This window comes from Mycobacterium sp. 852002-53434_SCH5985345 (assembly GCF_001667155.1).
GTDB lineage: Bacteria > Actinomycetota > Actinomycetes > Mycobacteriales > Mycobacteriaceae > Mycobacterium.
In genome coordinates this window covers 107,338-132,669 of the sequence record NZ_LZIE01000053.1, presented here as the reverse complement: position 1 = coordinate 132,669, position 25,332 = coordinate 107,338, and the positions used below count along the sequence as shown (strand labels likewise).

The following is a 25,332-nucleotide window of genomic DNA, read 5'->3' as shown; positions in this document are numbered from 1 at the left end:
CGACGATTTTGCCGGACACGCTGATGAGCCGTGGATACCCGCCGGCAATGCCGTCAAACCGGCAAAAAGCCAGCTCGGAGGTCGCCCGATCAAGGCCGGGGGCCGCTTCCGTCGCCCTGGAATCGCTGCATCGCGTCGATCATCGCGCCGAGCACCCGATGGGCGGCCATCAAGTCCGCATCGGGCAGCTCCTCCAGGGCGACCCGGGTGAGGGCGCCCAGCGGACTGAAGAAGGACCGGGCGGTGGCCAGGCCGGTTTCGCCATGACGCAGGACGACCTTACGACGATCGTCTGGGTGTGAATCGCGACGGATGTGTCCCGAATCGATCAACCGATCGACGAGGTAGGTGATGGCCGAACCGGACAGTCCCATCCGCTGGCTGAGATCACCGGAGGTCATCGGACGCCCGGCGCCTTCTGCGACCATGACATACATCAACGCTCGGAAGTCATTGGGCCGCAGACGATGTGACATCGCGAACTGCCGCCCGATCTGGTCGGATTCGGCTGATATCTCTCGCAGATCGGCAGAGATCAGCGACTCCAGCGCATCGCGGCTCCCGCGCTGCCCGTCAGCTTCCATAACAATGTGAGCATATCCCTGAACCGCCACACAGTTCAGTTCGTTAATGGTTAATTGACTGAAATGATCCTCGGTGACGAGCTTGCCGGCAGCGCGAAGGGTCGAGGCGGCGACGACTACGACCCGCTCCCGGCTGGCGGACCGAGAAGAATTTCATTAAGTTAATGTTTAAGTTATTGAAGGTGATGGGTAAGGTCGTCCGAGGTTGAACAGGGTCGATCGGAGCGGTTGCTGTCGCAAGGGCGTTTTGATGCTCCGAGCAGCGGCGATGACCGCGTGTGTTTGAGCCGATCTAACCAGGGAATGCCAAGCCGTCCAGGAGGGAAGCGCGTGGCCAAAATGGGTGCTTTGTCGTTGACACCCGCCACCGAGTCGCCGGTAATCGCGGCGGAACGGTCAGCAGTAAAGGACTTCGACGAATGGCGCTCGGACGAATGGCGCTCGGACGTGCGGCACGCGGTTCTCGCCCACCTCGCCGACTTCGTCGCGCCACGGCGTCGCGAGCTCGACGACACGCGCATCGATGCCGCGAGCGACATCCTGACGGCGTTCATCTCCGGCGGTAAATGCGTGCGATCGACCTTCGCGTATCTGGGATGGCTCTGCGGTGCAGCGCCGTGCGAAGCGGCGTTGCAGGCGGCCGCGAGTTTCGAGCTGCTGCACGTTTTTGCGCTGCTGCAGGACGATGTCATGGACGGTTCGACCGAACGGCGGGGGCGCCCCTCGGCGCACCTTCATTTCGCCCAATGGCACCGCGAGCGTGGGTTATCCGGGTCGGCGCGACGGTTCGGTGAATCGGCCGCCATCCTGCTGGGTGACCTCTGCCTGATCTGGTCCGAGCAGATGCTGCGCGAAAGCGGCGTCCCACCCGGGCGCTTGCAGCAGGCGTGGCCCCGCTACGACACGATGCGCACGGAGCTGGCGATTGGTCAGTTCGGGGACCTGACGACCGATGTCCGGCACATGCCTCCGCTGGAGGCCGTGCTCGACGTGGCGCGGCGCAAGTCGGGCAACTACACCGTGCGGCGACCGCTGGAGATCGGCGCGGCGATGTCCGGTTGCGACGATCGAACCATGACACGACTGGGCCGCTACGGCGCCGCGGTCGGGGAAGCGTTCCAGCTTCGCGACGACGTCCTCGGCATCTTCGGCTCGCCGGCCACCACGGGGAAGCCGTGTTCCGGAGATCTGCTGGAACGCAAGGCAACCAGCGTCGTGGTGGCCGCACACCAGCTGGCCGATCCGACGACCCGCGCCGCAATGAACGAATTGATGAACGGCCACGTCCTCGACGACGATGCGCTCGACCGGTGGAAGGCGTTGATCGTCAAGACCGGGGCCGTCGCGATGATCGAGGAGATGATCAGCGACCGGGTCGCGTCGGCGCGTGAGCACCTTGGGGACACCCCGATCGACGAGGCCGTCCGTGCCGCGCTGGACGAAATGGCGGCCGCGTGTACGGATCGTGCCGAATGAGTGCCACAAGTTTGGGAGCATGCTGATATGCGGACCATCGAAGGACGCAGCGAGCACGTGGTGGTGATCGGGGCCGGCCTGGCGGGCCTGTCCGCCGCGTTGCACCTGGCGGGACGGGGGCGGGCGGTCACAGTGGTCGAGCGCGAGCCGTGGCCGGGCGGCCGCGCCGGCCGGCTCGACATCGACGGCTACCGCATCGACACCGGGCCGACGGTGATCACGATGCCGGACATCATCGACGAGACTTTGGCGGCCGTGGGGCGGAGCCTGTCGGGCCGGCTGGAGCTACTGCCGCTCGATCCGGCCTACCGGGCGGTGTTCGCCGATGGCAGCGCGCTCGACGTGCACACCGATCCGGACCGGATGGCAACCGCCATTGAAGAGTTCGCTGGCTTCGGGCAGGCAGCGGGCTACCAAAAGCTGCGCGAGTGGCTGAAGCGGTTGTACCGGATCGAATTCGACGGGTTCATCGCCGCCAATTTCGATTCCCCGCTGTCGTTGCTCACGCCCCAGTTGGCGCGGCTGGCCGCGATCGGCGGGTTTCGCAAATGGGATCGCGTGGTCAGGCGCCACATCAGCGATCCCCGGCTGCAGCGGGTATTCACGTTTCAATCGCTGTACGCCGGCGTAGCGCCCCGCAACGCTCTGGCCGTCTATGCGGTCATCGCCTACATGGACACCGTCGCGGGCGTGTTCTTTCCGCGCGGCGGCGTTCGCGCGCTCCCCGATGCCCTGGCCGCGGTGGCCGCCGACGCCGGGGTCCAGTTCCGTTACAACGCGACGGTGACCGGGCTCGACCGCGCCGGAGGGCGGGTCAGCGCCGTGCGAACGGACCGCTTGGACCCGATCGCCTGCGACGCGGTGGTGCTGACCACCGAACTGCCGAAGACCTACGAATTGTTGGGCCGCACACCGCGTCGCCCCGTGCGGCTGCGGCACGCGCCGTCGGCGGTCGTGGCTCACCTGGGCTGCCGCCGCGTCGCGTCGGACACGGCGCATCACACCATCCTGTTCGGTGACTCCTGGGATCAGACGTTCACCGACATCATCCGCGACGGACGGCTGATGCAGGATCCGTCGCTCCTGGTCACCCGCCCCACCGCGAGCGACCCGACGCTGGCCCCCGACGGGCGTGACCTGCTGTACGTGCTCGCCCCGGCACCGAACCTGGATCGCGGGAACATCGACTGGGGCAGCGTCGGCGATCTCTATGTCCACGACCTCATCGGCGATGTGGCGGCGCGGTTGCTGCCCGGGTTACCCGAAGAGGCAACGGTATTGGACGTCGTCACACCCGCCGACTGGGCGCGGCAGGGCATGGCCGCAGGCAGCCCCTTTGCGCTGGCCCACACCTTCGGGCAGACCGGCCCCTTCCGGCCGGCCAACATGGTGCGCGGCGTCGAGAACGCGGTGCTCGCCGGGTCGTCGACCGTGCCCGGTGTCGGTGTGCCCACCACGCTGATCTCGGGGCGGCTTGCCGCCGACCGCATCACCGGCCCTAATGCCGGCCGAGCCGACCGGATGGCGACACACCACGACCTGGGAGCCGGGCTGACATGATCCGCAGCGAATTGGACGCGGCCGGCATCGATGAGCCGCGCCTGCGCGCAGGCTATCGACGCTGCCGCGAGCTCAACGCCGCGCACGGGCGCACCTTCTTCTTGGCCACCCGGCTGCTGGCGCCCGACCAACGGCCGGCGGTGCATGCCCTCTACGGTTTCGCGCGCTACGCCGACGACATCCTCGACGACCTGGATCCCCAGCTGCGCACCGACATCCGCGCCCAACGACTCCAGCAACTGGCCGACGAGTTCTTTGCGGGCGGAGACCACCTGGACAATCCCGTGCTCGCCGCGGTGACCCACACCGCACGCCGGTACCGGATCGGCACCGAGTTGTTCGACGATTTCCTGGCGTCGATGCGGATGGACCTCACGGTGACCGACTATCCGGACCGCGAAGCGCTCAATCTCTACATGCGCGGCTCCGCCGAAGCCATTGGGCTGCAAGTACTTCCCGTGCTGGGGACGGTGGCGCCGGTCGAGGAGGCCGCGCCGTATGCCGCCGCGCTGGGCAGGGCATTCCAGCTCACCAACTTCCTGCGCGACATCGACGAAGACCTCTTGCGGCAACGGGTCTACCTGCCGGCCGACGAACTCGCCGCCCATGGAGTCGACCGCGAGTTGTTGACCTGGTGTCACGAACACCGCCGCACCGATCCGCGGGTCAAGGAGGCACTGGCGGCTCAACACGAGATCACCCGGGAGACTTACCGTTTCGCCGCTCCTGGCATCGCCATGCTCAGCGCCCGCTCGCAACCCTGCGTCGCGGCCGCGGCAGCGCTGTACTCGGAAATCCTGGACCGCATCGAAGAAAGCGACTTCGCGGTGTTCAATCACCGGGCGACGGTCGGCAGGGCTCGACGACTGCAGGTCGCCGGCATCGGGCTGATACGGTCGTGGCGGGCGCGCAATGGCTCGCCCGGTGTTTCGGATTCCCCGGGGGCCGCATGACCGATCGTGGGCAATATCTGTTGGTCCTGGCCGCATGCCTGGCGATCACCGCGCCCCTGGAGATGTTCGGTCCCGGCGTCTACCGGCAATGGCGGCGGCTCGTCAAGGCGGTCTGGCCGGTGGCCGCGGTATTCCTGCTGTGGGACGAGATCGCCATCGCCGCGCACGTGTGGACGTACAACGGCGCCTACATCACCGGCCTGAGCATCCCGTTCCATGTGCCGATCGAAGAGGTGCTGTTCTTCGTCGTCATCCCGATATGCGCACTGCTCACATACAACGCCGTCAGCACCATTCTGGAAAGGGTCAACCGCCGATGACGGGGGTGGGCTATACCGTTCCGGCCGTGGCGGCCGTATTGGCCGTGATCGCACTGGAATTGGCGGTGCTGCGCACGGGACTGTTCCGGCGGCCGGCCTACTGGCTGTCGATGCTGATCACCCTCGGCTTCCAGGTCCCGGTCGACGGCTGGCTGACCAAGCTCAGCTCCCCCATCGTCAGCTACGACCCTCGACACATCACCGGCCTGCGTTTCCCGTTCGACATCCCGGTCGAGGATTTCTTGTTCGGCTTCGCGCTGGCCACCGCCGTGTTGCTGGGATGGGAACGCCAACGTGCGCGTCGATGAGGCGGGTCCCACTCCCGACCAGTTGTCGGCAGCGTTCGACGCAGGAGCGACGGCCTATGACCGGCTGGTCGGCGCCAGCCCCGGTTACCACGACCAACTGCTGCTCTCCGCCCGCCGCATGCGAATCCGCAACCGCGGCAAGGGCTTACGGCTACTAGACGTCGGGTGCGGCACCGGCGCCTCGACGGCCGCGCTGCTCGCCGTGGCACCCGAGGCCGACATCGTCGCCGTCGACGCTTCACGGGGCATGCTCGACGCGGCGGAAGCGAAAGACTGGCCCCCGTCGGTGCGGTTCGTGCACACCCCCGTCGAGCAGCTGGCAGATCACGGCATCACCGGACCGTTCGACGGCATCCTGGCCGCCTACCTGATCCGCAACCTCGCCGACCGGGACGGCCAATTGCGGAAACTCCGGATGTTACTGCGACCCGGCGCCACCCTGGCGGTGCACGAATACTCGGTGCGCGATTCCGCCGCCGCCACCCGAATCTGGCACGCCGTGTGCTGGGGCATCATCATTCCCGCCGGGTGGTGGCGCACCCGGGACACGGCGCTGTACCGCTACCTGTGGCGCAGCGTGCTGGAGTTCGACGGCGCAGCACGATTCCGCACCCGCCTCGCCGATGCGGGGTTCACCGCGGTGCACAGCGAAACGATGCCCGGCTGGGAGGCCAACATCGTGCACACCTTCCTGGCGGATGCCCCATGACGGCCATCGGAACCGATCGGCGGCGCGAAACACATTCCGCGACAACCGGATTGCCGGATGCCAGTGCGCTGGAGTCACAACCCCGCGTGGTCGTCGTGGGCGGCGGCATCGCGGGCCTGACCGCCGCCACCGGACTGGCCGAACGCGGCGTCGCCGTCGAGGTGATCGAGCGCGAACCCTACCTCGGCGGCCGGGTGGGCGGCTGGACGGAGCAGCACGGCGGGACCGGCCTCGCGATGAATCGCGGCTTCCACGCGTTCTTCCGGCAGTATTACAACCTGCGGTCCCTGCTCGGGCGCATCGATCCGCAGTTGCGGATGCTCACGCCCGTCGCCGACTATCCGCTCATCGACGGGGCGGGCCGGCGGGACACCTTCCGCGGGCTGCCGCGGACCCCGCCGTGGAACGCGGTGGCGTTCGCGGCGCGCAGCCCGACCTTCCGGCTCCGCGACTTCCTGCAGATCGACGCGCGCGCGGCCGCGCCCCTGGCGGCCGTCTCGGTGCCGGGAGTCTATGAGCGTCTCGACCACTTCGACGCCGCGACCTTCCTGAAGAGCATCCGATTCCCTGAGGCGGCAAGGCATCTGGCGTTCGAGGTGTTCTCCCGCAGCTTCTTCGCCGACCCGGCCAAGCTTTCCGCGGCCGAGTTGGCGACCATGTTCCACATCTACTTCCTCGGGTCGTCCGAGGGCCTGATCTTCGACGTCCCCACGTCGAACTACGACAGCGCGCTCTGGGAGCCGCTGCGGCGCTACCTCGAGGCACGGGACGTGCGCTTCCGGCTCGGCACCGGCGCCTCGCACATCGACACGGCGCCGTCGAAACCGTTCCGGGTGCAGACCGATTCGGGCGACCACGTGGAGGCGGATGCCGTGGTGCTCGCCACCGACGTGGCCGGTCTGCAGCGCATCGCCGCGGCATCGACCGGCCTGGCCACCGACGACTGGCGCGCACAGATCGCACAGCTGCGCACCGCCCCGCCATTCGCCGTGTATCGATTGTGGCTCGATCGGCCCGTCGCCGCCCGGCGGCCGGCGTTCCTGGGCACGGCCGGCCACGAACCACTGGACAACATCAGCGTGTTGGAGCGCTACGAACGTCAGGCCGCGGAATGGTCACGCACTCACCATGGGTCCGTCGTCGAATTGCACTCCTACGCCCTCGACGCCGCGCCGTCGAGGGCCGCCATGCTGCGCCAGCTGCACAAGATCTATCCGGAAACCGCCGCGGCGCAAATCGTTTGCGAGCGGCTGCTGCAACGCAACGATTGCCCGCTGTTTTCACCGGGATCGTATGCGCACCGCCCGCCGGTGGTCACGCCGCAGCCCGGTCTGCTGTTGGCCGGTGACTCCGTCCGCGTGGATTTGCCCGTTGCACTCATGGAGCGCGCCGCGACCACGGGATGGTGCGCCGCGAACCATTTGCTGGGAAGATGGGGACTGGCCGGTCACCCGTTGGTCACGGTGCCCACCCGTGGCCGGTCACCCGTGTTGCGATGGCTCGCCAGCCGCGAAGGACCCGCCCGACGATGAATTTTCGTGAACAGCTGCAACACCTGTTGCCGGCCACTCGAGCCAAAGACTGGCCGTTGCAGGTGGTTCCGCGTACGCCGTGGGCCGAGCAGCGCCCGACCTACCGGGACGCACAACCGGCCATCATCGACGGCGCGCTGGAACGCGCCCTGCAAAGACCCACCGGGAACTGGTTCGCGTTCGCGGGCAGCACCGACGTGCGTCCCGGGCGGCCGTTCGGCGCCCGGGTCGCCGGGGTCGAGGTCGTCGCCTGGCGCGACGCGGAACACCGGCTTTGTGTCGGGCCCCGCAGTTGCCCACACCTGGGGGCCGATCTGGCCACCGGGACCGTGCACGGCGGCACACTGATCTGCCGATGGCACGGGCTGGCCCTGGACGGCCGCGCGAGCGAATTCGGCTGGAGCCCCTTGCCCAGCCACGACGACGGCACCCTGGTTTGGGTGCGGCTCGACGGCGTGGGTGGGGAGACCCCGTTGGAGGAGCCGGTGATCCCGGCCCGGCCGGCCGGTGACACCCTGGCCGCCGTCGCCCGAATGGTGGGCGTGTGCGAGCCCGCCGACATCATCGCCAATCGGCTTGACCCCTGGCACGGCGCATGGTTCCACCCGTACTCGTTCGCCCGCCTCGAAGTTCTCACCACGCCAACCGAAGACATCGATCGCTTCTTGGTGGCGGTGACCTTCCGGATGGGCCGCCTGGGCGTTCCCGTTGTCGCGGAGTTCAGCTGCCCCGAGGCACGCACCATCGTCATGCGCATCGTGGACGGCGAGGGAACCGGCAGCACAGTGGAAACGCACGCCACACCGGTCGGTTCAGGCCCCGACGGGCGGCCACGCACCGCCGTGCTGGAAGCCACCATCGCGCATTCGGACCGTCCCGGGTTCAAGCGGGCGTTCCGGGCGGCGCCGCTGATCACACCGCTCATGCGCTTCGCGGCCGGCAGGCTCTGGCGCGACGATCTGGCCTACGCCGAGCGCCGCTACCAGGTGCGTGCCGGCCTCGGCTGACGGCTTGGCCATGCGAAGAGGGTATGCCGCCGCGGTCGTGGTGACGGTCGGCGTGCACCTCGCCTACCTGGCCTACGTGCCCGCAGGCGGCTTCCTCGCGCTGCGCTGGCCGCGAACCATTGTGCTGCACCGGGCGGCCGTCGCCTGGGGGGCCGCCGTCGTCGCGCTCAAGCTGCCATGCCCGCTGACATCACTGGAATCATGGGCCCGTCGCCGCGCCGACATGGATCCGCTGCCCAGCACGGGATTCGTCGACCGTTATGTCGCAGGGCTTTTCGTTCCGTCCGGCCGCATCGGTGTCGCACAGGCATTCGCGTTCCTGTCGGCGGCCGCCTCCTGGAGCCTGTTCTCGAGGCGCGTCAGCCGCTGAGGCCGGCCTGCGGCGGCGAGGCACCGGCCCATGAAGGATCCGTGACGGGCGGCACCGCGTCGGGTTGACTCCGAACCGACTTGCGTTGCCACTTTCGTTGCCACAAAGCCCAAGTGAGCGCCGAAAGCAAAACGGCCGACACGATCAACGTCGGCCAGACGGCCAACTGGGCAAGCCACAGGTCTCGTTGCAAGCGCATCACCTTGCGCCGGCCGCGCCAGACGCGCTGCGGTACCTCTTTCACAGTCATCGCAGGCCAGATACCCCAGAACCGGCGGATTAAACGGCGGGGCACGACACGATCTCGAGGACTCCGGCGTGTTTGGCCCACTGCGTGAGGGGCTAGTCACCAGCATGAGCACTGAGCCGCACGTTCCCTCCGAGCCGTCATCCCGATCGTTCACCCGGCTGGCGGCGGCCTGGTGGGCGCTCGTCGTCGGTTTGGTGATCTTGATCATTCTGCTTATCTTCGTCGCGCAGAACACCGAATCCATAACCGTTCACTTCCTTGGCTTCCACTGGAACTTGCCGGTCGGGGTGGGCTACCTTCTGGCGGCGGTCGCCGGTGCGACCACGACGGTGCTCGTCGGCGCCGCGCGGATCATCCAGCTGCGCAGGGCGACCAAGAAGCATCTCAAGGCGCTCTGATCCTGGCAGCCGGCGCCTAAAACCCTTGCTCGGCAAGCCATCACGAGCGGACCACTATGGCGGTGCCGGTTTATTCCAGTAACTTAACTATTAAGTGTTTTAAACTATGGATCCCAGGGGAATGCCATAGCGACCGGTCGGGGAGGAAGCCATGGATCACGCAGACACGGGCGACGCCGTCGCCGAGGCGGTCGGCAAAGTCACCGAGGCACTGGAAACCGTCGAGCGCGCCCGGGGACACCTGTACTCCTTCCACCAGTTGACCGGGCGGGCCGACCTGCAGCTCGACGCCGCGGCCGCCCAGCTGCACGAGCTTGGCCACTCCGATCTGGCGCAACACATCAGCCGCGAACTGATCGGGCGCAACGTGTTACCCGGCCGGTGGACCTTCCAGGTCGTCGACGATTACGACGAGGGCTACTACCGATGCTTCCGAGAAGTCGAACGCCTGGTGCGTAGCCGGCTCACCGACGGTCGCCGCCACGCCTACGAAGCGCGGCTGAAGGAGCGCCGGCGCACGTCGGGGCATCCTGCCCACACCGCCACCCCCAACGACCACCCGGCTGAAGGAGCGAATTGATGCACTGCGTCGTGTTCGGCGCCACGGGATACCTGGGCACGCGGCTCATCCCCGAGCTGCTGGAGAACGGTCACACCGTGCGCGTGCTGGCCCGAGACCCCGCCAAGCTTGACGACGTCGCCTGGCGTGGGCAGGTGGACGTCGTTCAGGGCGACGTCGTCGACGCCACCGCCGTGCGCCGGGCGCTGGAAGGCCGACAAGTCTTGTACTACCTGGTGCATTCGCTGATGCGCCCGGACTTCGTGGACTTCGACGAACGCGCGGCCCGCAATGTGGCCGAGTGCGCGGCCCAGGCGGGGCTGTTGCGAATCGTCTACGTCGGCGGCATCACGCCCGACGGGCAGAAGCTCTCCGACCATCTGGCCTCGCGCGCGCAGGTGGGGCGCCTGCTGAGAATTTCGGGCGTGCCCTCCGTCGAGCTGCGTGCGGCGGCCATCATCGGGGCGGGGTCGGCCAGCTTCGAGATGCTGCGGTACCTCACCGAGCGGCTTCCGCTGATCGTCGCACCGCGCTGGTTGCGTACCTGCGTCCAGCCCATCGGGGTGCGCGACGTGCTCTATTACCTGGTCCGCGCGGCGGAATTGCCCGCGGAGGTGAACCGGCCATTCGACATCGGCGGGCCGGACCGCTTCACCTACACCGAAATGATCCGCAAGTACGCCGTGATCGCCGGCCTGCCCAGGCGGCCCGCGGTGCCGGTGCCCTTATTGACCCCCCGACTGTCGGCGCCGTGGGTGGACCTGCTCACCCCCATTCCTCGCCAACTGGCGGTCTCGCTGATGGAGTCGCTGGAAAACGACGTGGTGTGCGCCAACCACGACATCGCCCGGTACATCCCCGATCCCGACGGTGGACTGATGCACTTCGAGGAGGCCGTCGAACTCGCCCTCGCGCACGTGCGCGAAAAAGATCTGCGCACCCGGTGGTCGCGCGCCGACATGAACGGTGCGCCTTCCCAGCCGCTGCCCACCGATCCGCAGTGGGCCGGCGGATCGCTGTATGAGGATGTGCGTCAACGCTGTAGCAGCACCGATCCCGAAACGCTGTGGCGGGCCATCCAAACGGCCGTCGCCGAGCGCAACTGGTCGGCGTTTCCGTTGGAATGGCCCCTGCGCGGCTGGATCAACGGCGCGCTGGGCGCCGTACGGTTTCTGCGCCGGCCGCTGGACGGGCAGCAGTTGCATGAAGGCGAAGCCCTGGACTGGTGGCGGGTGGAGCGCATCGACACGCCGCGGCTGCTCCGGTTGCGCGCCGATATCCCGTTGCCGGGGCGGCTGTGGCTGGAGCTGTCCGCGAGCCCCGACGGCAATGGCGGCTCCCAGTACCGCCAGCGGGCGTTGTTTCAGCCGTATGGCCTTGCGGGGCAGCTTTTTTGGAACGCGTCGGCACCCTACCGCGACGTGGTGTTCGGCGGCATCGCCCGCGATGTCACCGCTAAGGCGCGCGGTGGCGTAAGGCCGGCTGCGGCTCGGTCATGTTGAAAGGAGAAGCGACATGGGTGAGAAGAAATTTCACGAGGGCGACAAGGTTGAGTGGCGGAGCCACGGCAGCACCGTCCGGGGAACGGTCGAGGGCGAAATCACTTCGGACACCGAGGCCGCCGGACGCACCGTGCGCGCTTCCGAAGACGAGCCGCAGTACAAGGTCCGCAGCGACAAGACGGGCGCGGACGCGGTCCACAAGCCCGGCGCGCTGCGCCCCCGGGACTGAGGTCACCGATGGCCGACGATGACGAGTGGCTTGCGACCGAGCAGTCGCAGAGTGTGGGACAGAAGCGGGGCGGCGATGAGTCGACCGGCCATGCCAGCGGTCGTCGCATTGTCCGGATACTCAGGGCCAAACGCAGTGACCTCGCGGCCGACGACTACGCGCATATGCGCAAGGTCGTCAGTTACGCCAAGCGCCACCTGGCGCAACGCCCCCGGGGCGACATCGACAAGAGCGTTTGGCGCTACTCGTTGATTGGCGCTACTCGTTGATGAACTGGGCTCACGACCCGACCAAGTCCTGACCCTCGCTGGGTCGGTGCCTGCACCGGCCAATCGCGTGCAAATGCGAGACACTTGGCGGGGTGAGCGGGCCGCGCGCGGCGGTCGCCGATACGCTGAGCGGCGAATCTTGCAGAAGGACACAGACAAGTGACCAAGCGCGGTGCCACTGATCGGCGACTAGACCGAGCCGAACTCGAGAAGTTGATGTCGGCCGACATGCGCGCACTCACAGCGCAATCGGACCGCATCGGACGGCACTTCGCCCGCCAGCACGATGTCGGCGGCACCGACTTGCACGCCTTGCTGCACATCATGGTGGCCGAAACCGCCGGGACGCCGCTGACGCCGGCGCAGTTGCGACAACGGCTGGACGTGTCCCCCGCCGCGATCACCTACCTGGTCGACCGCATGATCGACTCCGGCCACCTGCGGCGCGAACCCGATCCCGTCGACCGGCGCAAAACGCTGCTCCGCTACGAAGAACCGGGCATGGCGTTGGCCCGCTCGTTCTTCACCCCCCTGGGCGCCGAACTGCGCGCCGCCCTATCAGACCTGTCCGACCGGGATCTGGCCGCAGCACACCGGGTTTTCCTGGCGATGATGGAGGCGATGTCCTCCTTCGAAGCGCAATTCGACACGGCAACCCCCAAACAGTCGGCGAACGAAGCCAAACTCGCGCCGGCCAAGGGCCGGCGCCGGTCGGTGAGCAAGACCGGCGAGCGCCCGACCTAGCGCACCGGCCGCCGGGCCGCCGGGCCGAGCACCCGCTGCTCGATCAGGTCCGCCCCGCGCTGCACGCCACCCGTCGCGGCGAACCCGGCAGCCACGCGGCGTGCGCCGTCCGCCATCGTCATCGCCGCGCGTACCTTCGCCCTCAGCCGTGCCACGGTGAGGTGTTTGGCCGCCAGGCGGGTGCCGCAGCGAGCGACCTCGACGCGCCGGGCGACTTCGGCCTGGTCCCGCGCGAACGGCACGACGCAGACGGGTACGCCGCGGTCGAGGGCCTTCAGCGTCGTCCCCATCCCCCCGTGCGTGATGGCGCAGCTGGCCCGCTCCAGTACCGCACCGTGGGGAACGAAGCGGCATATGGTCGCGTTCGGTGGCCGGGGAAGGTCGGGCGGTATGCCCGCGGGGAACGTCGCCACCACGTGCACGGGCTCATCGGCCAGCGCCCGCAGCGCGGTCCGCCCCAGCGCGGCGTCCGGCTGTTTGATCGAGGACGTGTTCACCAGCACCACTGGCTGCTCGATGGCGGCGACCCACTCCGGCGTGGGCCGCTGGGTGGGTTCGAATACACACGCGCCGATGTGGTGAACCAAACCGTCCCAGCCGGGGTGCCGATACTCGAATGGCTCGCCGCCGACGGCCAACAGCAGCGGTGCGCGCCGCACGAAGTCGTCGACCGAGGCGACCGGCGCCACCCCCAGCCCGGCGCGAATGGCGTTGACTCGCGGCAGCATTGGCCGATCGAACAGGTGCCGGACGATCGGTCGCACCGAGGCGTCCCGCAAGTCGCCGACAATGCCGGGAAGCGGTCGAAAGCCCGGGCCGAAGGGCGGAACGCCTCGGGACCGCAGGTATGGCGTGAAGGGCGAGAACACCAGCCATGGGATGCTTCCGGCATCCGCGGCCGACATCGCCCCCCAGCAGTTCGCGTCCACGATGACGGCGTCCGGGCGGACCGCGTCCACCGCGCGCCGCAGGTCCTCGACCTCGAGCACCGCGCGCCGGCAGAGCACGTCGATGGTCAACTTCAAGACTTCCAAGGCGTTTCGGGCTCGCCAATCCTCGCCGACGATCGCCTCGATGTCCGGGGCGACGGGCTCGGCGTGCACGCCGACCCCGCGCATCGTCGCGACGCCGGCCGCCATGGTGCGGGCATGAACCTCGTGACCCCGGGCGGCGAGCTCGGCCAGCAGCGCCCCGGCCGGCAGCAGGTGCCCGAGGGCCGGCGACCCGTAGGCCAGTATCACCGCCATGTCACACGCCGCTACCAGGCTGGCGTGAGGTCGACGGCGCGCAACCCCGAAAGGCTTGCGACACCGCAACCGTGCAGGCAGACGCGAAGCTCGTCGATGAACGGCTGCAGCCAATCGACAACGGCCGCAGCGGAATCGATCGCGGCTGGCAGCAGCGGCCGAGCCACCGCCACCACGTCGGCGCCCAACGCGATCGCCTTGGCCGCGTCCATACCCGTGCGGATCCCGCCCGAGGCCACCAGCGGGATCTCCGGCAGCACCTCCCGCACCTCGACGATCGCCGTGGCGGTCGGGATGCCCCAATCGGCCAGGTGCGGGTACCGCAGCTCGCCGTAGCGGACGAACTGCTCGACCCGCGACCATGACGTACCACCGGCGCCCGCGACGTCTATCCCGGAAACGGGCAAGTCCCCTTCGTCCCCAACGAGTTCCGCGGCCGCCGCGCCGCCGATCCCGTGGCCGACCTCCTTGAGCAGGACCGGGCAATCTATCGCGTCGGCCACATCCCGCAGCCTGGCCGACGACCCGGAGAAGTCGGTGTCACCATTGCTCTGCATCGCTTCCTGCAACGGATTAGTGTGCACCGCAAGCGCATCGGCGCCCACCCGGTCGAGAGCCTTCGCGAGCTCGGGCACGGCGGCCTCGGTCAGCTGGGCCAAGCCGATGTTGCCGAACAGCAAGACATCCGGGGCCACATCACGAACGGTGAAGCTGGCCGCCGCCCGCTCACCCAGCGCGCTGTCGAGCATTATCCGCTGCGACCCGAGCATCATCCCGACACCAAGCTGTTGAGCGGCCGCGGCCAAGTTCCGGTTGATGGTGCCCGACAACTCGGCGCCGCCGGTCATCGCACCGATCAGAATCGGCGACCGCAGGTTCGCACCGAAGAATTTGGTGGCAAGGTCGATGTCGCCGAGGCTGGTCTGGGTCAGCGCGTTGTAGGGCAACCGGTAGCGCTCCAGCCCGGTACTGAGCTGCTCGTAGTTGACCTGCTCACCGAGGCACACGTCGATGTGCCGGCGCTTGCGAGTGGTCAGCGGCCCGCGGTCGGCCGTCACAGCGGGCACCCCGGCGCGACGAACCCCCGGCCCCTGACATCCATAATGTTCATAGTGCCCCTTGTTGCGTGCCGTCGGCGCCCTAATGCGTGACGATGCGTAATTTCAGTTGATTAATGGTTAATATACTGAAAGACTTTGATCCGTGGTGTGGGATGGCTTGGCCGCAGCCCTGACGGGACGGCGCTCGTGGCTGTTCGCGCTGGGCGCGCTGCTGCTGGGCATTGGTTTCATGGTGGTCGTCGGCGCAAACGCGGCGGCGGGGCAGGCGCCGTTGTCCGTGCCGCCGGCTTCCGATTCGGCCCGGGTCGACGCCATGACACGCCAGTTTCCCGCCGGGGATCACGTTCCGTTGATCATGGTCGCCAGCCGCACCGACGGCGCCGCGCTCGCCCCGGCCGACATCACCGCCGCACAAGCGGCCCGCGACCGCATGCAGGCCGCCATCCGCGCGGACGGCGCCGTGGCGGCGCCACCGGCGCAGGTGTCCACCGACGGCAAGGCGGCCATAGCGGTGGTGCCCGTCAGCGCCGATCTTTCGGGGCTGACCCTGAGCGACGCGGTCGCCAACCTGCGCAAAACGGCCTCCACCGGCCTGCCGGCGGAGCTGCAGGTCCACGTGACCGGCGGCCCGGCGTTCGGCGCCGACATCGCCGGTGCGTTCACCAATGCCAACGTCACTCTGCTCGCGGTGACGGCCTCGGTGGTGGCACTGCTGCTGATCGTCACCTATCGCTCCCCGGTGCTATGGCTGCTGCCCCTGCTGGTGGTCGGGTTCGCAGACCGGGTCGCGGCGGCGGTGGGTACCGCCGTGGCGTCGCTGACCGGGCTGAGCTTCGACGGCGCCACCTCCGGAATCACCAGTGTCCTGGTGTTCGGCGCGGGCACCAACTATGCGCTGCTGTTGATTTCGCGCTATCGGCAGGAGCTTCGGCACACAACCGAACATCGAGACGCCTTGCGCCACGCGGTGCGAATGGCGGGGCCCGCGATCGTCGCCAGCAATGCCACCGTGGTGCTGGCGTTGCTTACCTTGCTGTTCGCCTCGACGCCCAGCACACGCAGCCTGGGCGCGCTGGGGGCGTGCGGACTCGTGGTCGCCGCGGTGTCGGCCCTGGTGATACTGCCACCGCTGCTGGGACTGTGCGGCCGTCGATTGTTCTGGCCCTTCATTCCCCGCCTCGAGGACAACCCGACCACGGATTCCGGTGTCTGGCATCGCGTCGGGGAGTGGGTGAACCGGCGTCCGGCACTGGTCGCGGCCGTCGCGATCGCGGGTCTGGCGGCCCTAGCCACCGGCCTACTGGGCACGCGCATCGGTTTGTCGCAGACCGAGCAGTTCCGGGTCCACGCGGATTCGGTGGCCGGTTACGACATTGTGGCCGCGCATTTTCCGGCCGGCCTGGCCAACCCCACGCTCGTCGTCGCCCCCAGCGACCCGCGGGTGGCGCAGGCCATCACGGCGACCCCCGGCGTGACCTCGGCGACCGATTCCGGCCACTCGGCGTCCGGGCTGACGAAGTGGTCGGTGGTGATCGATGCGCCGCCATCCTCCGATCAGGCGTTCAATACCGTTGCCGCGCTGCGTGATACAACCAAGTCTGCCAACCCGGCGGCGCTGGTGGGTGGAGCGGATGCGCAGGCACTCGATGTTCGCAACGCGGCTACCCACGACCGGCATGTCCTGATCCCGGCGATTCTCGCGGTCATCCTCGTCGTGCTCTATGTCCTGCTGCGCTCCGCACTTGCGCCGCCCACGCTGCTCGCGGCGACGATCCTCGGGGCACTGGCCGCGCTCGGCCTGGGCGGCTGGGCGAGCGGCCACGTTTTCGGCTTTCCGACGCTGGACAACAGCACGCCGCTGTTCGCCTTCCTGTTCCTGGCCGCCCTCGGGGTGGACTACACCATCTTCCTGGTCACCCGCGCGCGCGAGGAATCCGCGCGGCGCGGCGCACGGGCCGGGATGGTCGCGGCGGTGTCGGCCACCGGCGGCGTCATCACCAGCGCGGGAATCGTGTTGGCCGCCGTCTTCTGCGTGCTCGGCGTGCTGCCGCTGATCGTGCTGACCCAGCTGGGAATCATCGTCGGCCTGGGCATCCTGCTGGACACCTTCGTGGTCCGCACACTGGTCATCCCCGCGCTGTTCGCCGTCATCGGTGACCGTATCTGGTGGCCCGCCGCACCGAAACCCGCCAAAGCCGTTGCAGCACAAGTCGAGTATCAACACGAACGGAGCACGCCGTGAACAAGTCAACCCTGGCCGCGACAAGCCTCGCCGTCGCCGTCGCCGGCGGATGCGGAAGCATCGCGAGCGCCAAGGCCGTTCCCGTCTGGTACGCGCGGCTGCGCAAGCCGCCGTACCAGCCTCCCAACGCCGCCTTCCCGGTGGCGTGGACCACCCTTTACGGCGACATCGCGGTCACGTCCGCCGTGGCCATCGACCGGTTTCGCGCGGCGGGACAACACGATAAGGCGCGCCGCTACGCCGCGGCGCTCGGGCTCAACCTTGTTCTCAACGCCGCGTGGAGCTGGATATTCTTTCGTTTCCACAAACTCGGCGCGTCCGCGGTCGGTGCCGCGGCCCTGACGGCCAGCAGCGTCGACCTCGCGCGCCGGACCGCACAAGCCGACCCGCGGGCCGGCCTAGCCTTGTCGGCGTACCCGCTATGGTGTTCGTTCGCGACCGTTCTGGCGACTCATGTTTGGCGGCTGAACCGCTGAGGAAACCAGCGAATCATGCCGACCCTCTTATGGTTTCGCCGCGACCTGCGGCTGAGCGACCATCCGGCGCTGAACGCCGCGGCCGCCGACGGCGAAGTGCTCGGCTGTTTCGTGCTCGATCCGAAGCTCGAGGCTTCCTCCGGCCGGCGCCGCCTCCAGTTCCTGGGTGACTCGCTGCGACAGCTGCGTGACGACCTGGATGGCCGGCTACTGGTGACCCGTGGGCGGCCCGACAAGGTGATCCCGCGCATCGCCGGGGAGGTCGGTGCGTCGGCCGTGCACATCTCCGGAGATTTCGCGCCGTACGGCACGCGCCGTGACGAAAAGGTGCGTGCCGCATTGGATTCCGTTCCCCTGGTGGCCACCGGATCGCCGTACCTGGTCTCGCCGGGCCGGGTCACCAAGAAGGACGGCACCCCCTACCAGGTGTTCACCCCGTTTCTGCGTCAGTGGCGCGAGTCCGGCTGGCGGGCACCGGCGAAATCGAGTGCCGGCTCCGCGCGCTGGCTCGATCCGGCGCAGCTGCCGTTCGAGCAATCCGAAATCCCAGATCCCGGTGCCGAACTCGACATCGCTGCCGGCGAGGCCGCGGCCCGCAAGCAGTGGAAGTCGTTCGTGGACAACGGGTTGCAACGCTACGCCGAGGAACGTAATCGGCCCGATATGCACGGCACCAGCCGGATGTCGGCGTATCTGAAGTTCGGCAGCATCCATCCCCGCACCATGGTCGCCGATCTCGACCTCCGTTCCGACGGGGCCCAGGCTTATGTGCGCGAGTTGGCATTCCGTGACTTCTACGCCGATGTGCTGCATCACCGGCCGGCCAGCGCCTGGCGCAATTGGAACAGCCAGTTCGACGGCATCCGTACCGACACGGGTTCCGACGCGAAACGCCGCTTCGAGTCCTGGAAGGCCGGCGAAACCGGCTTCCCGATGGTGGACGCCGGGATGCGTCAACTGCGCGAGACCGGCTTCATGCATAACCGGGTGCGGATGATCGTCGCATCGTTTCTGGTCAAAGACCTGCACTTGCCCTGGCAGTGGGGCGCCGAATGGTTCCTGGACCAGCTGGTGGACGGGGATATGGCAAACAACCAGCATGGGTGGCAGTGGTGCGCGGGGTGCGGTACCGATGCCGCGCCGTACTTTCGGGTGTTCAACCCGACCACCCAGGGCGAGAAGTTCGACCCGTCCGGGGAGTACATCCGGCGGTGGGTGTCCGAGCTGCGCTCGGTCGACGACGCACACCTGCGCACGGGCGAGCGGCCGGCCGACTATCCGGCACCGATCGTCGACCACGGCGCCGAGCGCGCAGAAGCGCTGCGGCGCTACCAGAGCATCTGAGCCACCAGCCACGCCAGCCCGCTCGGCAACGAATTGTCGGGTGCGTGAATGTTTGCTCAATCGCCCTACCCGAAGCTAGTTGGCATGCAATTATCAGCCGATTCACAGTTGTCAAGCCGCTCGGGAGGCACTAATGGCCCACTCCATCGTTCGCACGTTGCTGGTCTCCGGTGCCGCCGCGGGATTGCTGGCCGGCGTCAGCGCCTGTTCGTGTTCCGTGGGCTCGTCGCACACGGTCAGCAAGAGCGATGTGGCCAGCCAGATCACCTCGAAGCTCACCGACGCCGCGGGCAACAAGCCCGATTCGGTGAACTGCCCGAACGACCTGCCGGCAAAGGTTGGGGCGCAGCTCAATTGCGAGATGAAGGTCAAGAACCAGACGTTCAATGTCAACGTGACCGTGACGAGCGTGAACGGCAATGACGTCAAGTTCGACATGGCGGAGACGGTCGACAAGAACCAGGTCGCCAGCATCCTCAGCGACAAGCTGACCCAGCAGGTGGGCAGGCGACCGGACGCGGTGACCTGCCCCGACAACTTGAAGGGTGTCCAGGGCGCGACGCTACGGTGCCAACTCGTCGACGGCAACGACAAATACGGCATCGCGGTGACCGTCACCAACGTCGACGCCGGCGACGTCAACTTCGATTTCAAGGTCGACGACCACGCTGAGCCGGCCGCCTAGTAATTCTCTAGCGTGCAGCCTTCTTGCGCTCGATGTCGGCGAGCGCCGCGGCCAGTTCCGCCCGCTGGGCGGCCGAGCTCTCCCAGGCGAGCTGGCGGTTCTTGACCACCTTGGCCGGCGCGCCGACCGCGATCGAGTAGTCGGGGATGACACCGCGGACCACGGCATGTGACCCCAGCACGCAGCCACGCCCGACGGCCGTGCCGCGCAGCACCGTCACCTTCACCCCAACCCAGGTGTCGGGCCCGATCCGCACCGGCGACTTCACGATGCCCTGGTCCTTGATCGGCAGGTTGATGTTGTCCATGCGGTGGTCGAAGTCGCAGACGTAGCACCAGTCGGCCATCAGGACCGAATCGCCAAGCTCGATGTCGAGGTAGGCGTTAATGACGTTGTCGCGGCCCAGCACCACCTTGTCACCGAACCGCAGTGAGCCCTCGTGGGCACGGATCGTGTTCTTGTCGCCGATGTGCACCCAGCGGCCGATCTCCAGCTGCGCGAGTTCGGGCGTCGCGTGGATCTCCACGTCCTTGCCCAGGAAAACCATCCCCCGGGTGATGATGTGCGGGTTGGCGAGCTTGAACTTCAGCAGCCGCCAATACCGCACCAGATACCAGGGTGTGTAGGCGCGGTTGCGCAACACCCATCTCAGCGACGCCAGCGTGAGGAACTTGGCCTGGCGCGGGTCCCGCAGGTTCGATCCACGCCAGCGGCGATGGACCGGCGCGCCCCACATGCTCGTCATGGCCGGACAGCCTAGCGATCAACCGCGCCGAGATCTCCACGGGTTACCCTCACCTGTACTCGATCGCTGCCCATGCCGACGTCCGCGGAAAGGATCTGGGGAATCCAAGTGCGTGCCCGACATCTGCTGCGTGGGCTTCGGCGTTGGTCATCCGCGCTGCTGGCCGCCGCGACCACGATGGGGCTCGGCGGTTGCGCCAACACCGACTCCTGGGTCGAGGCGTCAGCCTCGGCCGGCTGGCCCGCGCAATACGGCGACGCCGCCAACAGCAGCTACACCGGCACCAACGGCGCCACCAAGCTGGCGCTGGGGTGGACGCGCTCCGTCAAGGGGAGCTTGGCCGCGGGCCCGGCGCTGAGCGCGCGCGGCTACCTGGCCCTCAACGCGCAAACGCCGGCCGGATGTTCGCTGATGGAGTGGGAGAACGACCACAACGGCCGGCAGCGCTGGTGCGTGCGGCTGTTCCAGGGCGGCGGCTTTGCGGGCCCGCTCTTCGACGGGTTCGACAACCTCTACGTCGGCCAGCCCGGCGCGTTCCTCTCCTTCCCGGTGACGCAGTGGACGCGGTGGCGACAGCCGGTGATCGGAATGCCCGCGACGCCGCGGTTTCTGGGACACGGGCAGCTGCTCGTGGCGACGCACCTGGGCCAGGTGCTGGTCTTCGAGGCGCACCGCGGCGCGGTGGCCGGCAGCCCGATGGATCTGGTCGACGGCGTCGATCCCACCGACTCGACGCGCGGGTTGGCCGATTGCGCGCCGGCCCGGCAGGGCTGCCCGGTGGCCGCCGCACCCGCTTTTTCGGCGGCCAGCCAGATGGCGGTGCTCGGCGTATGGCAGCCGGGCGCCCCGGCCGCGGGACTGGTCGGGCTGAAGTATCACCCCGGGCAGACGCCCTTGCTGTCCCGGGAGTGGACCAGCGACGCCGTCGGGGACGGTGTCATCGCCAGCCCGGTGTTGTCCGCCGACGGGTCGACCGTCTATGTCAACGGCCGCGACCAACGACTATGGGCCCTGCACGCCGCCGACGGGAAGGTGAAATGGTCGGCGCCGCTGGGGTTCCTGGCACAGACCCCGCCCGCGGTCACGCCCGACGGCCTCATCGTGGCGGGCGGCGGGCCCGACACCCGGCTGGTGGCATTCAAGGACGCGGGCGATCACGCCGATCAGGCGTGGCGCCGCGACGACGTCGTCCCGCTGTCGTCGTCGAGCCTGGCCGGCGCCGGCGCCGGGTACACGGTCGTCAGCGCCCCGACCGCAAACGGCGCGCCCGGTATGTCGCTGCTGGCCTTCGATCCGGGGAATGGCCACACGCAGGGCAGCTACCCGCTCCCGGCAGCCACCGGATATCCGGTGGGGGTCGCGGTCGGCACCGATCGCCGCGTGGTGGCCGCGACCAGCGATGGCCAGGTGTACGGTTTCGCACCGGCATGACCGGGCCATACTGAGCCCATGGCCACCGATGACGACGAGATGCAGGGCGCTGTCGCCGCCTACTCCAGAAAAAGCGAGCGCAACCTGGCGGTGGACCGCACCGCGACCATTGTGCTGCTCGCCGTCCACGCTTTCCTGGTCGCCGTCACAATCGGCGTGCTGAGCCTGTTCGTCATGGGCACCGACCCGTGCGGCTCCCGGAAGTGCGGCGACGCGGCATGGATCGATCGCGCCATGTTCCTGGGTCTCGGCGGCGGCGCCCTCGTCTTCGTTATCGCCCTGGTCGTCGCCATCCGTCGCCTCACCCGGCGCCGCACCGCCTTCTTCGTTCCGCTGCTCGGTTGCCTCGCGCAGGTGGCGCTGGCCGTGGGCGCCGCGGCGATGGAGACACTGGCCGGGCCGGTCTAGCTGTCAGAGCGTCAGCGGCGGGATGGCGTTGCGGGGCACCTCGGCTTGGACCGGCCCGGCAAACGCCGGCAGCATCTCACCGGGCGCGAAGTAGAAGATCAGCTGATCGTCGGTGATCGCAAAGTTCTGATAGTGCGTCGGATCGTGGCCGGTCGAAGGCAAAATGGTTGCGCCCAATGGGGTTTGGCGTGCCAGGTCGCGCTGCACGACCGGGAAGATGCTGTCCAGCGGCGTGGTGCCCGGCGCAAACAGGTTGTCGAAGGTGATGGGCTGCTTCGTCCCGAGGTTGTAGTTGAACGCCTTGTACCAGATGGAGGGGTGCGACCCGCCGAGGTCCTGGAAGAGCTTGAGCACCACGCTGCGGGTGTTGTGCGGCGGCTGACCGGAGCTGCGTTGCTCGGTGGTGGCCTCCAATTGGTAGGGCTGATCGCGCGACCCGGAGCTCTGCGCGACGTTGACGAAACCGTCCCGGTTTTGCGTGATGTAGTCGGTCAGCGCCTGCTCGTCGGGATAGTCGGCGGGAAACACCATGTTGAGCATGTACGTGGGACCGGTGGCGCGCACACGGCACATCTGGCCGTCCTCCATGGCGCCGCCGAGGCTGACGCACGACGGTGGGGCGGCGGCGGCCGGCCAGCCCAGCAGGGCGGCCGATGCGAGCACCACGGCCGCTATCAGATAACGCATCCTTCTATTGTCCTTGCAGATTAGGCGGGGCTGGCGCCTCCAAGAGCGATCCCACCAGCCTACCGCGAGGGCCTGCATACGAACGCCGTCGCGCGACCGGCGGCGCCCGACCCGATGCGCGTGATGACCACGGACAGGGGCCGGCCACCGCGCAGCCGCATCCGTCGGCGCAGCGCGTCCGGATCGACCCGTACTCCGCGAACCAGGACCTCCAGCGTCCCGCAGTCCAGCGCCGACAACGCCTGGCGGAGCCGTCGCTCGTCGAACGCCAGCCGCTCGAGCACCTCGAAGCCGCGGACCGCCGCCGGCAGTGTGTCCCCCGACAGGTAGGCGATGTCGGGGTCGAGTTGCCACAGCCCGTGCCGCGCCGCGTAGTGGCGAACCAGCCCCGCCCGGACCACGGCGCCGTCGGGATCCACTATCCATCGCCCGGCGGGCCGCACCGGGCAGTCGTCCGGGTCGGTGTCCGTGATCTGCTCACCCCGGTCGAGGACGCTGGCCCGTCGGCGGACGCCGCTCTGCGCCAGTCCGCGCGACCACAGGCACGCCTCCCGTACCGCGCCGCGATAGGACGTCACCTCGATCTCGCCACCGAAGCCGAGTCGGCCCACTTCGTCGAAATCTATTCCGGGAGCAGATTTTACGACGAGATCACGGTCCTGATAGGTGTCGATCAAGGCTCCGAGGCCCGGCCGGTAGTCATCGATGCGCAAGCGGCGGCGCCCGCCGCCACGGCGCGCCGGGTCCACGAGCACCGCGGTGTCGCGGGTCACCGGCACCAGCGCGTCGGCGCGGCAGAGGTGGGCCGCCTCGCCCAGGTTGTGCCGGGCCATCGCCAGCCGCACCGCATCGATGTCGCTGCCCACCGCCCTGACCCCGACCCGGCGCAGCGCGGCCAACTCGGTGCCGATCGAACAGGTCGCGTCGTGCACGACGACTCCCGCCTCGGCGAGCCGCCTGGCGCGGTGCAAAGCCACCGGGGCCGCGGTGGCCTGCTGCAGCGCCTCATCGGTGAAAAGCCATTCTGACACCGGGATTTCGGAGCCCAGCGCGCTCAACTTCTCGGTGGCGCGCCGGCGCAGCAACGTCGTTTCCACCAACACCGCCGCCCGGTCGCCGAATCGGGCGCGCGCGGCGGCGATATCGGCGACTCGGGTGGCGTCGGTCAGCTCGAGCTCGGCGACCTCCGCCAGCGCCGCGGCACCCGATTCCGACCGCAGATAACGGACGTCCCCGGCGCCGAACGTGAGGCCGTCACTCAGGAGGGCTTGACCCCGGTGATCATCACGTTGTAGAACCAGCCCTTCGGCGCCAGGTGGCGCATGACGTTGGCGTCGAGCCAACTCAGTGTCTTCCAGCTGGTGAACGCGAACTTCGCCCAGCCCCAGCCGAGCCGCCCGGGCGGCACCGCGCATTCGAACGTGCGCAGCGGCCAGCCCAGCATCGCGGCGGTGAATTCGACGGTGGCCGTTTCAACTTCGGCCGCACCGGCGTCGACGGCCAGCCGCTCCAGGTCGTCCGGCGTGAAGGTGTGTAGGTCGACGACGGCCTCCAACGCCGCGGCGCGGGAGGATTCGTCGAGTTCGGCCTGCGGTCGCCGCCAGCCGTCCAGACCGGGCAGCTTGGTGACGTTGGTGGCGACGCGCCAGGTCAGGGTCGACAACGTGCGGGCGTAGGTGTCGCCGACGGTGGTCGGCTCGCCGGCGAATACGAACCGGCCGCCCGGCCGCAGCACCCGGACGACCTCGCGCAGGGCCAGCTCTACGTCGGGGATGTGGTGGAGCACGGCGTGCCCGACCACCAGGTCGAATGTGTTGTCCTCGTACGGAATGCCCTCGGCGTCGGCGACCCGGCCGTCGATGTCCAGCCCCAGCGACTGCCCGTTTCGGGTGGCGACCTTGACCATCCCGGGCGACAGGTCGGTGACCGATCCGCGGCGGGCGACCCCGGACTGGATCAGGTTGAGCAGGAAAAACCCGGTGCCGCAACCTAATTCGAGTGCCCGATCGTAGGGCAGCTCGCGCAGCACCTCGTCGGGCACGATGGCGTCGAAGCAGTCCCGCGCGTAGTCCACGCAGCGCTGGTCGTAAGAGATCGACCACTTCTCGTCGTAGGACTCGGCTTCCCAGTCGTGGTAGAGGACCTGCGCCAGCTTGCTGTCATGCCGGGCGGCTTCCACCTGCTCGGCTGTGGCATGCGGGTTGGGAACGGCATCGGTCGAACTCGTCGTCATGCA

Annotated in this window: 29 protein-coding genes; 21 read left to right on the top strand and 8 right to left on the bottom strand. The window is 68.3% G+C overall.

What is annotated here, in order from left to right:
* Positions 1-89: 89 nt before the first annotated feature.
* The gene (locus A5756_RS12095; RefSeq protein ID WP_066952418.1) at positions 90-584 is read right to left on the bottom strand and encodes a MarR family winged helix-turn-helix transcriptional regulator; all 495 of its coding nucleotides are present in this window, start codon (positions 582-584) and stop codon (positions 90-92) included.
* A gap of 339 nt (positions 585-923) precedes the next feature.
* On the opposite strand from A5756_RS12095, the gene A5756_RS12090 reads away from it, so the two are divergent.
* From A5756_RS12090 to A5756_RS12050, 9 genes are read left to right on the top strand one after another with little or no spacing between them, the layout of a single operon-like run.
* The gene (locus A5756_RS12090) at positions 924-2,060 is read left to right on the top strand and encodes a polyprenyl synthetase family protein (RefSeq protein WP_369828630.1); all 1,137 of its coding nucleotides are present in this window, start codon (positions 924-926) and stop codon (positions 2,058-2,060) included.
* 27 nt (positions 2,061-2,087) lie between these two features.
* A complete protein-coding gene (gene crtI, locus A5756_RS12085; protein ID WP_066952414.1) occupies positions 2,088-3,620 on the top strand; it encodes a phytoene desaturase family protein in 1,533 nt (510 codons plus the stop codon).
* Entirely contained in the window at positions 3,617-4,573 is a 957-nt protein-coding gene (locus A5756_RS12080) for a phytoene/squalene synthase family protein (RefSeq protein WP_066952412.1), read from the top strand. The genes crtI and A5756_RS12080 overlap by 4 nt, the downstream gene beginning before the upstream one ends.
* Positions 4,570-4,893, top strand: coding sequence for a lycopene cyclase domain-containing protein (locus tag A5756_RS12075; RefSeq protein ID WP_066952410.1), 324 nt, complete (start codon positions 4,570-4,572; stop codon positions 4,891-4,893). Before A5756_RS12080 ends, A5756_RS12075 begins: the two co-directional genes overlap by 4 nt.
* Entirely contained in the window at positions 4,890-5,201 is a 312-nt protein-coding gene (locus A5756_RS12070) for a lycopene cyclase domain-containing protein (RefSeq protein WP_066952408.1), read from the top strand. Before A5756_RS12075 ends, A5756_RS12070 begins: the two co-directional genes overlap by 4 nt.
* Entirely contained in the window at positions 5,188-5,910 is a 723-nt protein-coding gene (locus A5756_RS12065) for a class I SAM-dependent methyltransferase (protein WP_066952406.1), read from the top strand. Before A5756_RS12070 ends, A5756_RS12065 begins: the two co-directional genes overlap by 14 nt.
* On the top strand, positions 5,907-7,442 hold the full coding sequence (locus tag A5756_RS12060; RefSeq protein WP_066952404.1) for an FAD-dependent oxidoreductase: 1,536 nt from the start codon (positions 5,907-5,909) through the stop codon (positions 7,440-7,442). Before A5756_RS12065 ends, A5756_RS12060 begins: the two co-directional genes overlap by 4 nt.
* On the top strand, positions 7,439-8,449 hold the full coding sequence (locus tag A5756_RS12055) for a DUF5914 domain-containing protein (protein WP_066952402.1): 1,011 nt from the start codon (positions 7,439-7,441) through the stop codon (positions 8,447-8,449). Before A5756_RS12060 ends, A5756_RS12055 begins: the two co-directional genes overlap by 4 nt.
* 10 nt (positions 8,450-8,459) lie before the next feature.
* On the top strand, positions 8,460-8,819 hold the full coding sequence (locus A5756_RS12050) for a DUF2784 domain-containing protein (RefSeq protein ID WP_066952678.1): 360 nt from the start codon (positions 8,460-8,462) through the stop codon (positions 8,817-8,819).
* On the opposite strand, the gene A5756_RS12045 is transcribed toward A5756_RS12050, so the two are convergent.
* The gene (locus A5756_RS12045; protein WP_066952399.1) at positions 8,809-9,069 is read right to left on the bottom strand and encodes a hypothetical protein; all 261 of its coding nucleotides are present in this window, start codon (positions 9,067-9,069) and stop codon (positions 8,809-8,811) included. The genes A5756_RS12050 and A5756_RS12045 overlap by 11 nt on opposite strands.
* A gap of 104 nt (positions 9,070-9,173) precedes the next feature.
* Between A5756_RS12045 and A5756_RS12040 the strand changes: the two genes are divergently transcribed.
* The 6 genes from A5756_RS12040 to A5756_RS12015 all read left to right on the top strand — a co-directional run bounded on the left by A5756_RS12040 (position 9,174) and on the right by A5756_RS12015 (position 12,770).
* The gene (locus tag A5756_RS12040; protein WP_066952397.1) at positions 9,174-9,467 is read left to right on the top strand and encodes a lipopolysaccharide assembly LapA domain-containing protein; all 294 of its coding nucleotides are present in this window, start codon (positions 9,174-9,176) and stop codon (positions 9,465-9,467) included.
* Positions 9,468-9,618: 151 nt separating this feature from the next.
* Positions 9,619-10,047, top strand: coding sequence for a hypothetical protein (locus A5756_RS12035; protein WP_066952395.1), 429 nt, complete (start codon positions 9,619-9,621; stop codon positions 10,045-10,047).
* Positions 10,047-11,528 (top strand): DUF2867 domain-containing protein, encoded by a 1,482-nt coding sequence (locus tag A5756_RS12030; protein WP_066952393.1) that lies wholly within the window; start codon positions 10,047-10,049, stop codon positions 11,526-11,528. Before A5756_RS12035 ends, A5756_RS12030 begins: the two co-directional genes overlap by 1 nt.
* Before the next feature lie 13 nt (positions 11,529-11,541).
* A complete protein-coding gene (locus A5756_RS12025) occupies positions 11,542-11,757 on the top strand; it encodes a DUF2945 domain-containing protein (protein WP_066952391.1) in 216 nt (71 codons plus the stop codon).
* Positions 11,758-11,765: 8 nt separating this feature from the next.
* Positions 11,766-12,026 (top strand): DUF3140 domain-containing protein, encoded by a 261-nt coding sequence (locus A5756_RS12020; protein ID WP_232005343.1) that lies wholly within the window; start codon positions 11,766-11,768, stop codon positions 12,024-12,026.
* Positions 12,027-12,185: 159 nt separating this feature from the next.
* Positions 12,186-12,770, top strand: a complete 585-nt coding sequence (locus A5756_RS12015) for a MarR family winged helix-turn-helix transcriptional regulator (protein ID WP_066952389.1) — start codon at positions 12,186-12,188, stop codon at positions 12,768-12,770.
* On the opposite strand, the gene A5756_RS12010 is transcribed toward A5756_RS12015, so the two are convergent.
* A complete protein-coding gene (locus A5756_RS12010) occupies positions 12,767-14,017 on the bottom strand; it encodes a glycosyltransferase (protein WP_066952387.1) in 1,251 nt (416 codons plus the stop codon). The two genes, A5756_RS12015 and A5756_RS12010, sit on opposite strands and share 4 nt — an antisense overlap.
* An 11-nt stretch (positions 14,018-14,028) precedes the next feature.
* Complete coding sequence (gene fni, locus A5756_RS12005) at positions 14,029-15,075, bottom strand: type 2 isopentenyl-diphosphate Delta-isomerase (protein WP_066952385.1); 1,047 nt, start codon at positions 15,073-15,075, stop codon at positions 14,029-14,031.
* A gap of 145 nt (positions 15,076-15,220) precedes the next feature.
* Between fni and A5756_RS12000 the strand changes: the two genes are divergently transcribed.
* The 4 genes from A5756_RS12000 (at position 15,221) to A5756_RS11985 (ending at position 19,825) form a co-directional block, all read left to right on the top strand.
* The gene (locus A5756_RS12000; protein ID WP_066952382.1) at positions 15,221-17,320 is read left to right on the top strand and encodes an MMPL family transporter; all 2,100 of its coding nucleotides are present in this window, start codon (positions 15,221-15,223) and stop codon (positions 17,318-17,320) included.
* Positions 17,317-17,796 carry a TspO/MBR family protein gene (locus A5756_RS11995; RefSeq protein ID WP_066952380.1) on the top strand — a complete coding sequence of 160 codons (480 nt, stop codon included), beginning with the start codon at positions 17,317-17,319 and terminating at the stop codon, positions 17,794-17,796. Before A5756_RS12000 ends, A5756_RS11995 begins: the two co-directional genes overlap by 4 nt.
* A 15-nt stretch (positions 17,797-17,811) precedes the next feature.
* Positions 17,812-19,140, top strand: coding sequence for a deoxyribodipyrimidine photo-lyase (locus tag A5756_RS11990; protein WP_066952378.1), 1,329 nt, complete (start codon positions 17,812-17,814; stop codon positions 19,138-19,140).
* A 133-nt stretch (positions 19,141-19,273) separates the two neighbouring features.
* Entirely contained in the window at positions 19,274-19,825 is a 552-nt protein-coding gene (locus A5756_RS11985) for a DUF4333 domain-containing protein (protein WP_066952376.1), read from the top strand.
* A gap of 7 nt (positions 19,826-19,832) precedes the next feature.
* Here the strand turns inward: A5756_RS11985 and A5756_RS11980 are convergent, their stop codons facing one another.
* Positions 19,833-20,570, bottom strand: coding sequence for an acyltransferase (locus tag A5756_RS11980; protein WP_066952374.1), 738 nt, complete (start codon positions 20,568-20,570; stop codon positions 19,833-19,835).
* A 177-nt stretch (positions 20,571-20,747) separates the two neighbouring features.
* Here A5756_RS11980 and A5756_RS11975 point away from each other — a divergent pair, with 177 nt between their 5' ends.
* Complete coding sequence (locus A5756_RS11975) at positions 20,748-22,001, top strand: PQQ-binding-like beta-propeller repeat protein (RefSeq protein ID WP_066952676.1); 1,254 nt, start codon at positions 20,748-20,750, stop codon at positions 21,999-22,001.
* Between the two features lie 18 nt (positions 22,002-22,019).
* Positions 22,020-22,409, top strand: coding sequence for a DUF6264 family protein (locus tag A5756_RS11970; RefSeq protein WP_066952372.1), 390 nt, complete (start codon positions 22,020-22,022; stop codon positions 22,407-22,409).
* Between the two features lie 3 nt (positions 22,410-22,412).
* Here the strand turns inward: A5756_RS11970 and A5756_RS11965 are convergent, their stop codons facing one another.
* From A5756_RS11965 to A5756_RS11955, 3 genes are read right to left on the bottom strand one after another with little or no spacing between them, the layout of a single operon-like run.
* A complete protein-coding gene (locus A5756_RS11965) occupies positions 22,413-23,096 on the bottom strand; it encodes an esterase (RefSeq protein ID WP_066952370.1) in 684 nt (227 codons plus the stop codon).
* Positions 23,097-23,155: 59 nt separating this feature from the next.
* Positions 23,156-24,358, bottom strand: coding sequence for a class I SAM-dependent methyltransferase (locus tag A5756_RS11960; protein ID WP_197505521.1), 1,203 nt, complete (start codon positions 24,356-24,358; stop codon positions 23,156-23,158).
* Complete coding sequence (locus tag A5756_RS11955; RefSeq protein WP_066952368.1) at positions 24,355-25,329, bottom strand: class I SAM-dependent methyltransferase; 975 nt, start codon at positions 25,327-25,329, stop codon at positions 24,355-24,357. The genes A5756_RS11960 and A5756_RS11955 overlap by 4 nt, the downstream gene beginning before the upstream one ends.
* Positions 25,330-25,332 lie beyond the last annotated feature (3 nt).

Bases quoted from the DNA above. Each gene is read 5' to 3' on its own strand.
- A5756_RS12095 (WP_066952418.1), bottom strand. From the start codon at position 584: ATGGAAGCTGACGGGCAGCGCGGGAGCCGCGATGCGCTGGAGTCGCTG.
- A5756_RS12090 (WP_369828630.1), top strand. From the start codon at position 924: ATGGGTGCTTTGTCGTTGACACCCGCCACCGAGTCGCCGGTAATCGCG.
- crtI (WP_066952414.1), top strand. From the start codon at position 2,088: ATGCGGACCATCGAAGGACGCAGCGAGCACGTGGTGGTGATCGGGGCC.
- A5756_RS12080 (WP_066952412.1), top strand. From the start codon at position 3,617: ATGATCCGCAGCGAATTGGACGCGGCCGGCATCGATGAGCCGCGCCTG.
- A5756_RS12075 (WP_066952410.1), top strand. From the start codon at position 4,570: ATGACCGATCGTGGGCAATATCTGTTGGTCCTGGCCGCATGCCTGGCG.
- A5756_RS12070 (WP_066952408.1), top strand. From the start codon at position 4,890: ATGACGGGGGTGGGCTATACCGTTCCGGCCGTGGCGGCCGTATTGGCC.
- A5756_RS12060 (WP_066952404.1), top strand. From the start codon at position 5,907: ATGACGGCCATCGGAACCGATCGGCGGCGCGAAACACATTCCGCGACA.
- A5756_RS12055 (WP_066952402.1), top strand. From the start codon at position 7,439: ATGAATTTTCGTGAACAGCTGCAACACCTGTTGCCGGCCACTCGAGCC.
- A5756_RS12050 (WP_066952678.1), top strand. From the start codon at position 8,460: ATGCGAAGAGGGTATGCCGCCGCGGTCGTGGTGACGGTCGGCGTGCAC.
- A5756_RS12045 (WP_066952399.1), bottom strand. From the start codon at position 9,069: ATGACTGTGAAAGAGGTACCGCAGCGCGTCTGGCGCGGCCGGCGCAAG.
- A5756_RS12040 (WP_066952397.1), top strand. From the start codon at position 9,174: ATGAGCACTGAGCCGCACGTTCCCTCCGAGCCGTCATCCCGATCGTTC.
- A5756_RS12035 (WP_066952395.1), top strand. From the start codon at position 9,619: ATGGATCACGCAGACACGGGCGACGCCGTCGCCGAGGCGGTCGGCAAA.
- A5756_RS12030 (WP_066952393.1), top strand. From the start codon at position 10,047: ATGCACTGCGTCGTGTTCGGCGCCACGGGATACCTGGGCACGCGGCTC.
- A5756_RS12025 (WP_066952391.1), top strand. From the start codon at position 11,542: ATGGGTGAGAAGAAATTTCACGAGGGCGACAAGGTTGAGTGGCGGAGC.
- A5756_RS12020 (WP_232005343.1), top strand. From the start codon at position 11,766: ATGGCCGACGATGACGAGTGGCTTGCGACCGAGCAGTCGCAGAGTGTG.
- A5756_RS12010 (WP_066952387.1), bottom strand. From the start codon at position 14,017: ATGGCGGTGATACTGGCCTACGGGTCGCCGGCCCTCGGGCACCTGCTG.
- A5756_RS11990 (WP_066952378.1), top strand. From the start codon at position 17,812: ATGCCGACCCTCTTATGGTTTCGCCGCGACCTGCGGCTGAGCGACCAT.
- A5756_RS11985 (WP_066952376.1), top strand. From the start codon at position 19,274: ATGGCCCACTCCATCGTTCGCACGTTGCTGGTCTCCGGTGCCGCCGCG.
- A5756_RS11980 (WP_066952374.1), bottom strand. From the start codon at position 20,570: ATGACGAGCATGTGGGGCGCGCCGGTCCATCGCCGCTGGCGTGGATCG.
- A5756_RS11975 (WP_066952676.1), top strand. From the start codon at position 20,748: ATGGGGCTCGGCGGTTGCGCCAACACCGACTCCTGGGTCGAGGCGTCA.
- A5756_RS11970 (WP_066952372.1), top strand. From the start codon at position 22,020: ATGGCCACCGATGACGACGAGATGCAGGGCGCTGTCGCCGCCTACTCC.
- A5756_RS11965 (WP_066952370.1), bottom strand. From the start codon at position 23,096: ATGCGTTATCTGATAGCGGCCGTGGTGCTCGCATCGGCCGCCCTGCTG.
- A5756_RS11955 (WP_066952368.1), bottom strand. From the start codon at position 25,329: ATGACGACGAGTTCGACCGATGCCGTTCCCAACCCGCATGCCACAGCC.